Here is a 12,103-nt window from a genome sequence, read left to right on the forward strand (position 1 = left end):
ATGAGCGCGGAAGAACCGCCCGGACTGGACCTGTTGTACGAGGGCGCGGCCGCCTATCAGCGCGGCGATATCGCCGAGGCACTGCGGGTATTCGAGCACGCGGCGGACACCAGCACCGACGGTGTGCGCACCAGCGCGCTGATCAACGTCGCGAGTATGTACGACGAACTCGGTGACCACCACGGCGCCGCGGTCCGGTACCGCGCGGCGCTGGAACGAATTCCGGCGGACGCCCGCGAGAAACGGGCCTCCACACTGATCAACTATTCGCAGGCCCTGCAGCATCTCGGCATGCTCGACGAAGCCCGAGGGGTGCTGGAACAGGCGCGGGATCTGCTCGCCGACGCCCCGGATCTGGGTGTGCTGCGGGTGTCGTGCCTGCTCTCGCTGAGCGCCGTCGCGGTCCATCGCAGTCAGTGGATCCGGGTCATCGAAACGGCCACCGAATCCCTCGACGCGGCCTTGCGTTTCGCACCCCACCTGGCCGGACACCCATTGATGAACCTGGCCGGGGCGTATTTCGAAACCGGTCGCCGCGAGCTCGGTGTGGATTTCGCGCAGCAGGCGCTGGCGGCGTTCACCGCGGCGGGAGACCGCAACGCCGTCGCCGATACCCAGCAGAACCTGGCCCAGCTCTTCGGCCGGCTCGACCGGCTCGACGAGGCGGAGGAACTGGTGGTGGCCAGTCAGGACTACTACGAGCGGGCCGGACTCGGGTATCGGGCGGGAGTCGGCTGGAAGATCCGCGGTTTCCTGGCCGAATGCCGCGGGGAGGTCGATCGTGCCGACGAATGGTATCGGCGCGGCCTCGACTGCTTCCGGGACTCCGGGGCGGTACTCGACGCCGCCGCCGTGCAGTGCCGGCTCGCCACGGTGGCCTATGCGCGCAAGCTGGTCGGGGAAGGACAGCGGCTGCTCGACTCCGCGTTCGCCGTCTACGCCGAACGCGGGCTCGGCCTGCAGTGCGCGCAACTCGACTACTGGCACGCGGTACTGGTGCAGATGGTGGTGGACGAGATGGAATCCCCGCCCGCCGAACTCCTGGCGCTGGGCCGCGCCCTGGCGGTGCCCGCCGCGATCGCCATCGACGCGGTGCGGTACACGCTGCCGGGCGGTAGCCAGCGCGATCAGTGGAACCGCGAGGTCGCCGACCCCGCCGTCCGGCTGGCCTTCCGATTCGCCTACCTCTGCGGCGACGGACAGCTGCTCGCCGACCTCATCGAAACACAGTGCGCCGGGACGACGCTGGACCCGGCCCCTGGTGCGCGCACCGAACGCCCGCAGTTCCCGCTGGACAGTCCCGTTCCGCCGGCCGGTGGCGAACCCGGCGACGGCCCACTGCATCTGGGCGCCGCCCTGGCCCGGGTCGCGGCGGCGGCCGGTCTACCGGTGGCGCCGCCCGCGCGGCTGGCCGTGGGGCCCGAGGCGCGTATCGCGCTCGGGGACTACATCGCGGCCGCCGAACAGCGGTACGGGCAGCGCGTCCGGGAGGATCGGGTGATCGCGGTATGAGCGGCGATCGGAGTACGGGGGAGTTGTGCTGAACAATCGGCCCACCGTGGTGGTGCGGATGGCCGACGCCGGCGATGTGTACATGTCCTGGCGCTGGATCGGAGACGCCGCCGCACCCGGTGTGGCGGCGCTACCCGGCGCCGATATCGACGCGGTGGTCCGGGAGCTGGCGGCCGCGCTTCCGGATCCGACTGTGCCCGGCGGTCTGGAACGCACCCTGACCACCGCCGCCTTCGCCGCGCCCGATACCGAATACCTGCTGGCCCGCGACCTTTCCCGCGCGCTGCTGCCCTATGACCTGGCCGGACAGTTGCATACGCTCTATCGGCAGGGAATCCGGCCGCTCATCCGCTTGCAGCCCTCGCCCCGGGTCGCCCAGGTGCCGTGGGAGATCCTGGCCCCGGCACCGGAACTGCGGCTGATCGATATCGCCGATATCGGGCTGCTCGCGCCCGCCGGTGTCGTGCACGGGCCCACGCGTATCGCGCGCCGCTGGGCCGAAACCCGGGACCTGCCGGTGGTCGCCGTACTCGACCCGCGGATACCCGGCTTCCGCGCCGATTCCGAACTCGGTTCGGTCCTGGGCCGGATGACCCATCCGACACCGCTGACCCGGCGGATCGCCGGCCATATCGATTCCGGCCGCCTCCGCCCGGAGGTCAGCACGCCCGCCGAGATCTTCCGCCGTACCGATCTCGACCGCGACTGGCTCTCCCGCACCCTGCGCGCCGGGGCCGCCCGGCTGCTCTACGTCGGCCACGTCACCGCGGCGCCGCCGGAATCCGGTCAGAGCGAGAACACCGAACTCCATCTGGCCTGCACCGCCGAGACGGCCGGTTTCGCCGAACCGCAGCGCACGCATCGGCCGCTCTCGGCCAAGGACCTGCTGCTCGGCACCCATACGCTGGCCGCCGACCCCGTATCGGGCCAGGAGTTGTGGCCGGTGCCGAGCCGGGTCGCGCTCATCGCCTGTGAAAGCGGCGGCGATCTGCGGTTCACCGAGGCGCTGGGCCTGGTCGCCGCCATGATCACCGGTGGCGCCGAACTCGTCACCGCCACCCGCTGGCCGCTCCCCACCGACCTGGCCTTCCAGCGCTGGGGCGCGGCGGCGGACGCGACTCCACTGCAGGAGGTCGTGCGCGCGGTCGATACGGCCCACGAGGCGGCCGATCCGGTGGCGGAGCTGGCCGAATGGCAGCGCGACCGGTTGCGCGCCTGGCGCGCAACCGGCGCGGTCGAGGACTCTCCGCTGCTGTGGTCGGCATTCGCCACCTTCACGACCTGACGCCGGGGAACCGGGCCGTGTCGCACTCGAGTAATCACCGACCCGCCGCACTGTCCGGAGCAGTACATCTCGGCAGTATTCCGCCACTACAGGGCGGTTTCACCGCCGCGCCCGACGGGTGGACCGCCGGAAGTCGCCTCATTGGTGCGTTTCACATTGCGTCGCAGGAGATTTTGTTCGGGTATACGATCGCATCGGGTATGGATTCCGCCTTGTCAGGTGAGCGAATACATCCCGACGCAGGGTCCGATGTGCTGTGGCGGCCGTGATCGGACCACCGGTGGCGCGGCTTCCCGCCGTGCCGCCGGTGTCCCCGAAAGGTCCGGGGGCCTCCTGCGCCGCCCTGCTCTCCGGTCCCGTGCCGAGCCCGAATCGAAACGATTCAGGGTTGCAGTACGTATTTCCCGCGCACCCCGCCCCGGGCGAGTTCCCGGTGGGCGTCGGCGGCCCGGTCGAGCGGTAGGACCGCATGTACCCGGGCCGGAAGACGACCGCTCGCGGTATCGGCGAGGAACCCGGCGAGGCGTTCGCCGTCGGGCCGTACCGCCACGGCACGGACGGTGATACCGCGTTCGGCCGGCGGTTCGGCGCCGGGCTGCACTCCGACGAACAGCCCGCCGTCGCGGACCAGCGACAAACCCGCTTCCTGAAGGGTGGCGGGATCGGCCACCGCGTCCCAGCCCGGTGTGGCGGCGGCGGTGAAATCGGCGCCGAGACCGCGCACGAACTCCTCGTCGGTGGCGCGGGCCAACCCGGTGACCCGCCAGCCGCGATCCTGCGCGAACTTGATCACATAGCCGCCGACCGCCCCCGCGGCACCCGTGACCAGCAGGTCACGCCCGCCACCGGCACCGAGCAGATCCACCAGCTGGGCCGCGGTGAGACTGTTGAGCGGGACGGTTGCCGCGGTGGCCAGATCGAGTTCGTCGGGTACGCGGGCGATATCGCTCACCGGGACGATCACCTGCTCGGCATAGGTGCCGAAATCGCGGTCGAAGCCACCGATCAGGCCCGCGACGCGGGTGCCGACCGGCAGCTCGGTACCGGGCCCGGCCGCGGTGACGGTGCCGGCGAAATCCGTGCCGATCCCGGTGTACTCCGACCGGGTGATCAGGCCGACGGCGTGGAGCACGCCCGCGGTCAGCGCGAGGTCGACGGGGTTGACGGTGGCCCCGGCTATCGCGACCCGTACCTCTCCCGCGCCGGGCTCGGTGACGGGTACGTCGATGATCTCGATGGAATCGGGTCCGCTCGGGGTACGGACGATCGCACTGCGGAAAGTACTGGCCACGGTGACCTCCTGTGGTGATTTCTGTGCCATGCCTCCACAATGGAGCGGTAACTCTCCATCGGGAAGTAGGCACCTGAAAGTGCGTATTGCACCGCCGGGTAGGAAGGAACGGGTCATGGCGACGACGACGGCGGCCCAGCAGCGGGCGCTGCGCAAGGTGGACTACGACGCGTTCTTCGCGGGCTGCCCCAGTCGGCAGCTGCTGGAACGGATCTCCGGGAAATGGGTGGGGCTGGTGCTGTCCGCCCTGGGCAGCGGCGGTCCGCATCCGGGTACGGAGCGCGGCGGCGAGCCGCAGCCGCTGCGCTACTCCGAGCTGGCCCGCCGGCTGGCCGGGGTCAGTCAGAAGATGCTCACCCAGACACTGCGCACCCTGGAACGTGACGGCCTGGTCACCCGCACGGTCACGCCGACCGTACCGGTCACCGTGACCTATGAGCTGACCGAACTCGGGCTCTCCCTGCACGGGATCATGGGCGGTATCAAAACGTGGGCGGAGGCCCATATGGACGAGGTGCAGGCCAATCGCGAGACGTTCGACCTCGGCTCATCCGTGCGCGGATGATCTCGCCACGCCCGGACCACACCGGCGACGCCGAGACAGAAGTGCGCCTGAGCGCGGGCACGGCGTTCGTCGTACCGGGTAACCGCCGGCATCGGCTCGAACTCGACCGCCCATCCGGACATAATGTCGATCGGGTTGCGGGACGGGACCCGAATCGAGCCGGTCGCCGGACCGTGACGGCCGGTCTCCGCCCCGCCGGAGCGGGTCAGCGGCGGGACGGGAACGGGATACGGTCCAGATCCGCGGCGACCACTATCTCGCCCCCGAACTCCCGCCGCGCCTCGGCCAGATGCTGGTCGAGGCCCGGATACCGCTGCGAGAAATGGGTCAGGACCAGGGTCCGTGCCCCGGCATCGGCGGCGATCCGGGCAGCCTGCCCGGCGGTGAGGTGACCGTGTTCGGCGGCCAGCCGGGCATCGGCCTCGACGAAGGTCGCTTCGATCACCAGCATGTCCACTCCCGCGGCGAGTTCCCGCGCGCCGGGGCAGAGGCGGGTGTCCATGACGAACGCGAAACTCTGGCCGCGCCGCAGCGTACTCACCTCGTCGAGGGTCACGGTCCGGCCCTGCCAGGCGATTTCGCCCTCGCGTTGCAGATGGCCCACCATCGGGCCGTGCAGGCCGAGCTCGGCCAGCGCCTCCGGCCGGATGGTCCGGTAATCGGGTTCGGTGAGCCGGTAACCGAACGCCTCCACCGGATGGTCGAGCCGGGCGGCGGTGATCTCGAAGGGAGCGCCGGGGGCCGGTAGCGCGCCCGGTCCGGTGATCGGCCGCTGCCGGAGTTCGATCGTCCGGTGGTAGGCGGTCGCGTCGCAGAGGTTGTCGAAGAATCGCCGGCCCGACGCCGGGAAGTAGGTGTCGATCGGGTGCGGGACCTGATCCAGGTTGATCCGCTGCACCACTCCGGCCAGACCCAGACTGTGGTCACCGTGGAAGTGGGTGATCGCGATCCGGGTCAGATCGGTCGCGGAGATCCCGGCGCGGATCATCTGTCGCTGGGTACCCTCGCCGGGATCGAACAGTACGACCTCACCACCCCAGCGCAGTGCGTATCCGTTGTGATTGCGCTGGGTGGTCGGCACCTGGCTCGCGGTGCCCAGTACGACCAGTTCCCGCTGTGACATCTATCCACACCACGGCGGCGCGGCCGCCCCTGTCGCCGCCGCGAATTCACCGGCGCCTCGTTCCTCGGGCATGGGCCAGACGATATCCGCCACCGGGGCACCGCGTAGTACGTGGGCTCGAGTGCGACCGGAACGGGCCCGCGGGGAGGCCCCGAACTCGTCAGCCGAGCGATTCGTTGGGCACGATCTCGGTCCCGGTGAGGAGCAACCCGATCACCACGCCCACCACGAGACATATCGCGGCCGCGATGGCCGCCCATTTGCCCAGGGGCTCGCCGCGGATATGCCCGATGACCCCGAGCACGATGCCGGCGGCGCCGAACACGATCGGGCAGAACAGCAGCGAGACCGCGGCGCAGACGAAACCGATGATGGACAGCACCTGCGGTCCCGAGCGTTCCGGCTGCCGGGCGGCGTCATAGGGCTGATACTGCTGTTGTTCGGGATAGGCGGGATAACCACCGGCACCGGGCGCCCCGCTCGGCTGTCCGCCCGGTGCGCCGCCGCCGGACCATCCGGGAGCGCCACCCCAGCCCGCCTGTTCCTGCGGACCCCAGCCGGTCTGTCCCTGGGCGCCCCATCCGGACTGTTCCTGGGCGCCCCATCCGGACTGTTCCTGGGCGCCCCATCCGGACTGTTCCTGGGCACCCCAGCCGCCCGGACCGCCGTATCCGCCACCCGGTTGTCCGCCGTACCCGCCCTGCGGCGGATACGGCCCACCGCCCTGCGGCGGATAGGGCGACCCGCCCTGCGGCTGCCCGGACCCCGGATACCCGCCGGGTGACTGCTGCTGCCAGGCCTGCCCGGGGGACTGTTCCTCGGGCAGGGCCGACCACGCCTGTGGGGGCACTTCACCGCCGGGCGGCCACTGCTCCGGGGTGCCGGGGTGCCCGCCGTACTCATAGGCTCCGGCACCTTCGCCGGACCCCGGCGCGGGCTGTTCCGGTCCGGACGGGGGCCGGGGCCCGCGGCCGAGCAGTTTCGGCAGGTACTCGGTGGGGGGGTCGTCGGACCGTGCCGCCTGCGCACCATACGGTTCGCCGGCCTCCGGCGGCTGCGGGGCGCCGGATCCCGGATCCCCCGGCGGGGGTTCCGGAGCGTTACCCGGGGTCTGCGTGTCGTCGGGAGGTTGCGGGGCGCCGGGGGTGACGTACGGCTCGTCCGGGGTTTCCCGCGGGTGATCCGCCGCAGGCCCGCCGGCGGCGCCGGAATCGGGCTCCGGCCGATCTGTGCTCCTGTCCTCCGGCCTGTCGCCGGAGTCGCGCGGGTCCTGCGGTGTGCTCATCACGTCTCCTCGTTCGTATCGTCGAGGGCTCGTAGGCCGGTACCGCGGTGCGGGCGCAGCGTCAGCTGCCGGGGCGTCCCCTATTCGGGTTCTTCCTCGATATGGATGGCGGCGGCCTCGGCGGGCCGGTCGTCGTCGGCGGCGCGGTCGCGCCGGTCCGGTTCTTGCCGCAGTTCCTCGGCTATGCCGAGGCGGCCGTCGTCATCGCCCTCCCGATTGCGAATGCGCAGGTCCGCGGGCGGGTCCTCGATATAGCGTTCGTAGGCGCGGACCTCGTCCTCCTGGTCGTCGTCACCCATATCGGGCTCTCGTGGTTCGCGATCCATACCAACCAGTATGCGCCGCCGCGGGGCCGCCCGGCGGGACCGTGACCAGCGGTGTCGGCTCCCCGCCCCGAACGCCGAACGGCCCCGGACCAGTAGGTCCGGGGCCGTTCGGGAAAAGGGTCAGGCGTTGCCGTTGAACAGCCCGGTCACCGAACCGTTCTCGAACACCTCACGGATGGTGCGGGCCAGCAGCGGAGCGATGGACAGCACGGTGAGCTGCGGGAACTTCTTGTCCTCGGTGATCGGCAGGGTGTTGGTCACCACGACCTCCCGGGCGCCGCAGGACGCGAGCCGCTCGGCGGCCGGGGCGCTCAGCACGCCGTGCGTCGCGGCGATGACCACATCGCCGGCACCTGCCTCACGCAGCACGTTCACCGCGCCGGCGATGGTGCCGCCGGTGTCGATCATATCGTCGATGAGGATGCAGGTGCGGCCCTCGACGGAGCCGACCACCCGGTTGGACTTCACCTGGTTCGGGACCAGCGGATCACGGGTCTTGTGGATGAACGCCAGCGGCGCGCCGTCCAGCGAATCCGCCCACTTCTCCGCCACCCGGACGCGGCCGGAATCGGGGGAGACCACGGTGATGTTGTCGAGGCTGTAGTTGGTGCGCACGTACTCGGCGAGCTGCAGCTGGGCGTGCATATGGTCGACCGGGCCGTCGAAGAAGCCCTGGATCTGGTCGGTGTGCAGGTCGACGGTGACGATCCGGTCGGCACCCGCGGTCTTGAGCAGATCCGCGACCAGGCGGGCCGAGATGGGCTCGCGGCCGCGGTGCTTCTTGTCCTGGCGGGCGTAGGGGTAGAACGGCAGGATGGCGGTGATCCGCTTGGCCGAACCGCGCTTGAGCGCGTCGATCATGATCAGCTGTTCCATCAGCCACTGGTTCAGCGGCGCCGGAAAGCTCTGCAGGACGAAGGCGTCGGACCCGCGAACCGACTCCTCGAACCGGACGAAGATCTCCCCGTTCGCGAAATCACGCGCGGACTGCGGGGTGACGTGAACGTCGAGTTCCTTGGCGACCTGCTCGGCCAGTTCGGGGTGCGACCGTCCGGCGAAGAGCATCAGGTTCTTCTGGTTGTCGATCCATGACGCGGTCACTGCTGGTTGCCATCCTTAAGCTTTGTTGCCCGACCTGGTGTCTCTTCGGCCGCGAGAGCTTTCGCCGCCGCATCTGCTGCAGCGGTTCCCGGTCGCTTCCGCTGCACCCAGTTCTCGATATTGCGCTGCGCCCCGCCGGACACTGCCAACGCGCCCGGTGGAACGTCTTCCCGCAGTACAGTACCTGCCCCGGTATAGGCGCCGTCACCCACGGTCACCGGGGCGATGAACATCGTATCGCTGCCGGTACGCACATGTGAGCCCACGACGGTGCGATGCTTGCGCACCCCGTCGTAGTTCACGAACACACTGGATGCTCCGATGTTGCTGTGCTCGCCGATGGTGGCGTCGCCGATATAGGTCAGATGCGGGACCTTGGTGTGCCGGCCGATCTCGACGTTCTTGGTCTCCACGAAGGCACCGATCTTGCCGGATTCGCCCAGCGCCGTGCCCGGCCGCAGATAGCTGAACGGTCCGACCGTCGCCCCCGCGGCGATCGTCGCGGCCTCGCCATGGGTGCGGATCACCCGGGCGCCGTCGCCGACCGCTGTATTGGTGAGGGTGGAGTCCGGGCCGATCTCGGCATCCTCGCCGATCACCGTGGTGCCCAGCAGCTGCACCCCCGGCCGCACCACGGTGTCGCGGCCGATCCGGACATCGGTATCGATCCAGGTGGTGGCGGGATCCATGATGGTCACGCCGGCGCGCATATGGCGTTCCAGAATGTAGCGGTTGAGCGTCTGGGCCGCGGCGGCCAGCTGCACGCGGTCGTTCACGCCGGTGACCTTGGCCGAATCGACCAGGCGGGCGCCCTGCACGGGGTAGCCGGCCTCGCGGGCGAGTCTCAGGACATCGGTCAGATACAGCTCGTGCTGGGCATTGGCGGTGGACAGCCGGCCCAGCATGGTGCGCAGCACTCCGGCGTCGAAGGCGTACACGCCGGAATTGACCTCGCGGATCGCGGCCTGCTCCGGGGTCGCGTCGGCGTGCTCGACGATCTCGGCGACCTCGCCGTCGGCGTCACGCACGATCCGGCCGTAGCCGTTGGGGTCCGCGGGTACGAAGGTGAGGACCGTGACGGCGGGGCGCTCGGCATAGCTGCGATGCTCGTCGAGCAGGGCGGCGAGGGTATGCCCGTCCAGCAGCGGGACATCCCCGGACGTGACGATGACATCACCGGAGAAATCGGCGGGCAGTCCGGAGAGCCCCACCTGCACGGCGTGCCCGGTACCGAGCTGCTGCTCCTGCACCACCGGCACGATCTCCCGATCGAGTTCGCCGGCCACCGCGGCCGCGGCCGCTCCGACCTGCTCCCGGTCGTGCCCCACCACCGTCACCAGATGGCGCGGGTCGATGGCATGGGCCGCGTACAGCGCGTGCGCGAGCATGCTGCGCCCGGCGAGCGGGTGCAGCACCTTGGGTGTCTTCGACCGCATTCTCGTACCGGCACCTGCGGCTAGCACGATGACGGCGGTCTGCTCCTGCATGAATCTCCCTCGGGCCGACGATGGTCATCGTGCACGCGAGCTGCTCCGCCGCCAGGACTCGAACCTGAACTATCTGAACCAAAATCAGAGGTGCTGCCATTACACTACGGCGGACTGTCACACCGGCAGGTACCCGAAACCCGCCGCTGTGCCCCGGCACGGGAACGATACTCGCATGCCACCCCGGGATACGTCGAACCGTGGTGGTGGCGACACGCCAGCGGCCCCGGTACCGCCCGGGTGTCTCCGGCCGCCACGGGTCTGGGACAGTTGATCTCGATGGTTCTGGTCGCAGGTCCGGCTCCGGCACCCGCGGCCCCGATAACCAGGGAGGCGGGAACGTGGCGTCGGGAGAACCGAGAACAACCGAGGAGTTGCGGGCCGCCGGAGAGGCCGCCGAGCAGGTTCCGGTGGGCCGGCAGCGGATGACGGGTACCCAGCGGCGCCAGCAGTTGATCGAGATCGGTCGCGCCCTGTTCGCCGAACGCGGCTACGACGCCACATCCATCGAGGAGATCGCGCAACGCGCCCTGGTGTCCAAACCGGTCGTCTATGAGCATTTCGGCGGTAAAGAGGGGCTCTACGCGGTCGTGGTCGACCGGGAGATGTCGATGCTGCTGGACATGATCACCTCCTCGCTCACCAACAACAGGTCGCGGGTGCGGCTCGAACAGGTGGCGCTGGCCCTGCTCACCTATATCGAGCAACGCACCGACGGGTTCCGCATCCTGGTCCGTGATCAGCCGGTGTCCTCCACCGACGGCCGCTACTCGAGTCTGCTCAACGAGGCGGTCAATCAGGTCGCGCATCTGCTCGGCGGTGACTTCGAACGCCGCGGGTTCGATATCAGCCTGGCCGGTCTGTACGCACAGGCACTGGTCGGGATGGTGGCCACCACCGCCACCTGGTGGCTGGATGTCCGCAGCCCGTCCAAAGAAGTCGTCGCGGCGCATCTGGTCAACCTGTGCTGGAACGGTCTGAGTCATCTGGAGGCCGACCCCCAGCTCAGCTCGGAATGGCCCGCTCTGCCCGGGCAGCTGCCGGCGAACTCGCCGGGCGTGCAGCGCAGTTCGGGCAACCATCGATGAACTACCGGCGAATTCGGGCGGGTCGGCGAATCGAGAGACGTAGCGAACACGGATGGTACGGTTCACCCATCCTTTGGGTGCTGTTCGGGCGGTAAGTCGGTCTACTTCGACAATGTCGGTCTACTTCAGGATGGCTGGTTATTGGGATGACAGGCGGAGCTGATGGCTAGGCAAGCGCGCGCGGAGATCACTCGCGATTCCGTTCTCGCCGGCGCTGCCGATGTCTTTCTGCGCTTGGGCTACGCCAATGCGAGCCTCAGCGAGATCATCGCGCAGTCCAACGTGACCAAGGGCGCCTTGTACTTTCACTTCGGGTCCAAAGAGGAACTGGCCCGCGCCGTGGTCGACCAGGGCAACGAACGCCTCATCGCGTCCTGCCAGGGATTCTTCGACTCCCGGGTCCCCGCCCTCGAGGCCGCCATCGGCATCACCTACGTGGTGGCCGACCTGTCGATGAACGACCCGATGGTCGGCGCCATGCTCAAACTGACCCACCAGATCGGCGACTACCGCGGCGCCAACGGCGACAATATCGCCAAGACCTGGGGCGAGACCTATCGTCTCCTCGCCGAACGGGCGATCACCCAGGGCGACCTGCTCCCCGACCTCGACCCGGAGACCGTCGGCCTGCTGCTGTACGGGCTCACCACCGGAATCCACATCGTGGCCGTCGGCACGGAATCGGTGGACCAGATGGCGTCGCGCATGGAACGGGCCTGGTACTTCCTGCTCCCCTCCATCGTCCCCGACGACAAGGTGTCGTACTTCCGCGAGTTCGCGGCCCGGCGGTTGCGCCGCTACGTGCCGTAAGTCGGCCCTTCGAGGGCCTCGCTGAGCTCGGCACCGCGGCGCGCGGTACTCCATGGACGGAACAGACATCACGTCAACAATGCGACCGGGCCGGCATCGACCTGAACATCGAATGCCGACGCAACCCGCATGCGTCGAGTCTTACGAGACACCTCAAAGGGTTGAGGCCCGTCTCGCCGTTTCGGCCTCGAAAGCGCATGAGCCGAAGGCTCGAGTCTCGAGGCCGAAAC

General features: G+C 69.4%; 11 protein-coding genes and 1 tRNA gene. 5 read left to right on the plus strand and 7 right to left on the minus strand.

The window, feature by feature from the left end; all coding sequences use genetic code 11:
• Positions 1–1,512, plus strand: coding sequence for a tetratricopeptide repeat protein (locus ACLML9_RS09945; protein WP_411945229.1), 1,512 nt, complete (start codon positions 1–3; stop codon positions 1,510–1,512).
• A gap of 58 nt (positions 1,513–1,570) precedes the next feature.
• Positions 1,571–2,797 carry a hypothetical protein gene (locus ACLML9_RS09950; protein ID WP_411945241.1) on the plus strand — a complete coding sequence of 409 codons (1,227 nt, stop codon included), beginning with the start codon at positions 1,571–1,573 and terminating at the stop codon, positions 2,795–2,797.
• Between the two features lie 382 nt (positions 2,798–3,179).
• On the opposite strand, the gene ACLML9_RS09955 is transcribed toward ACLML9_RS09950, so the two are convergent.
• A complete protein-coding gene (locus ACLML9_RS09955) occupies positions 3,180–4,088 on the minus strand; it encodes an NADP-dependent oxidoreductase (protein WP_411945242.1) in 909 nt (302 codons plus the stop codon).
• Between the two features lie 115 nt (positions 4,089–4,203).
• On the opposite strand from ACLML9_RS09955, the gene ACLML9_RS09960 reads away from it, so the two are divergent.
• A complete protein-coding gene (locus ACLML9_RS09960; protein WP_411945230.1) occupies positions 4,204–4,653 on the plus strand; it encodes a winged helix-turn-helix transcriptional regulator in 450 nt (149 codons plus the stop codon).
• Between the two features lie 205 nt (positions 4,654–4,858).
• Here the strand turns inward: ACLML9_RS09960 and ACLML9_RS09965 are convergent, their stop codons facing one another.
• The 6 genes from ACLML9_RS09965 to ACLML9_RS09990 form a co-directional block, all read right to left on the minus strand.
• Entirely contained in the window at positions 4,859–5,776 is a 918-nt protein-coding gene (locus tag ACLML9_RS09965; protein WP_411945231.1) for a ribonuclease Z, read from the minus strand.
• A 160-nt stretch (positions 5,777–5,936) separates the two neighbouring features.
• A complete protein-coding gene (locus ACLML9_RS09970) occupies positions 5,937–7,061 on the minus strand; it encodes a hypothetical protein (protein WP_411945232.1) in 1,125 nt (374 codons plus the stop codon).
• Positions 7,062–7,141: 80 nt separating this feature from the next.
• Positions 7,142–7,387, minus strand: coding sequence for a hypothetical protein (locus tag ACLML9_RS09975; RefSeq protein WP_411945233.1), 246 nt, complete (start codon positions 7,385–7,387; stop codon positions 7,142–7,144).
• Between the two features lie 120 nt (positions 7,388–7,507).
• Positions 7,508–8,488: a ribose-phosphate diphosphokinase gene (locus ACLML9_RS09980; protein WP_411945234.1), complete on the minus strand. Its 981-nt coding sequence runs from the start codon at positions 8,486–8,488 to the stop codon at positions 7,508–7,510.
• The gene (gene glmU / locus ACLML9_RS09985; RefSeq protein ID WP_411945235.1) at positions 8,485–9,975 is read right to left on the minus strand and encodes a bifunctional UDP-N-acetylglucosamine diphosphorylase/glucosamine-1-phosphate N-acetyltransferase GlmU; all 1,491 of its coding nucleotides are present in this window, start codon (positions 9,973–9,975) and stop codon (positions 8,485–8,487) included. Before glmU ends, ACLML9_RS09980 begins: the two co-directional genes overlap by 4 nt.
• Positions 9,976–10,018: 43 nt before the next feature.
• Positions 10,019–10,089: transfer RNA gene (locus tag ACLML9_RS09990), tRNA-Gln, on the minus strand.
• Positions 10,090–10,400: 311 nt separating this feature from the next.
• On the opposite strand from ACLML9_RS09990, the gene ACLML9_RS09995 reads away from it, so the two are divergent.
• Both ACLML9_RS09995 and ACLML9_RS10000 read left to right on the plus strand, forming a co-directional pair.
• A complete protein-coding gene (locus tag ACLML9_RS09995) occupies positions 10,401–11,063 on the plus strand; it encodes a TetR family transcriptional regulator (protein WP_411945243.1) in 663 nt (220 codons plus the stop codon).
• A 162-nt stretch (positions 11,064–11,225) separates the two neighbouring features.
• Positions 11,226–11,873: a TetR family transcriptional regulator gene (locus ACLML9_RS10000; protein ID WP_411945236.1), complete on the plus strand. Its 648-nt coding sequence runs from the start codon at positions 11,226–11,228 to the stop codon at positions 11,871–11,873.
• Positions 11,874–12,103 lie beyond the last annotated feature (230 nt).

Source organism: Nocardia sp. NPDC002869 (assembly GCF_046764065.1).
Taxonomy (GTDB): domain Bacteria; phylum Actinomycetota; class Actinomycetes; order Mycobacteriales; family Mycobacteriaceae; genus Nocardia; species Nocardia rhamnosiphila.

Bases quoted from the DNA above. Each gene is read 5' to 3' on its own strand.
- ACLML9_RS09975 (WP_411945233.1), bottom strand. From the start codon at position 7,387: ATGGATCGCGAACCACGAGAGCCCGATATGGGTGACGACGACCAGGAG.
- glmU (WP_411945235.1), bottom strand. From the start codon at position 9,975: ATGCAGGAGCAGACCGCCGTCATCGTGCTAGCCGCAGGTGCCGGTACG.
- ACLML9_RS09965 (WP_411945231.1), bottom strand. From the start codon at position 5,776: ATGTCACAGCGGGAACTGGTCGTACTGGGCACCGCGAGCCAGGTGCCG.
- ACLML9_RS09950 (WP_411945241.1), top strand. From the start codon at position 1,571: ATGGCCGACGCCGGCGATGTGTACATGTCCTGGCGCTGGATCGGAGAC.
- ACLML9_RS09995 (WP_411945243.1), top strand. From the start codon at position 10,401: ATGACGGGTACCCAGCGGCGCCAGCAGTTGATCGAGATCGGTCGCGCC.
- ACLML9_RS10000 (WP_411945236.1), top strand. From the start codon at position 11,226: ATGGCTAGGCAAGCGCGCGCGGAGATCACTCGCGATTCCGTTCTCGCC.
- ACLML9_RS09960 (WP_411945230.1), top strand. From the start codon at position 4,204: ATGGCGACGACGACGGCGGCCCAGCAGCGGGCGCTGCGCAAGGTGGAC.
- ACLML9_RS09945 (WP_411945229.1), top strand. From the start codon at position 1: ATGAGCGCGGAAGAACCGCCCGGACTGGACCTGTTGTACGAGGGCGCG.
- ACLML9_RS09970 (WP_411945232.1), bottom strand. From the start codon at position 7,061: ATGAGCACACCGCAGGACCCGCGCGACTCCGGCGACAGGCCGGAGGAC.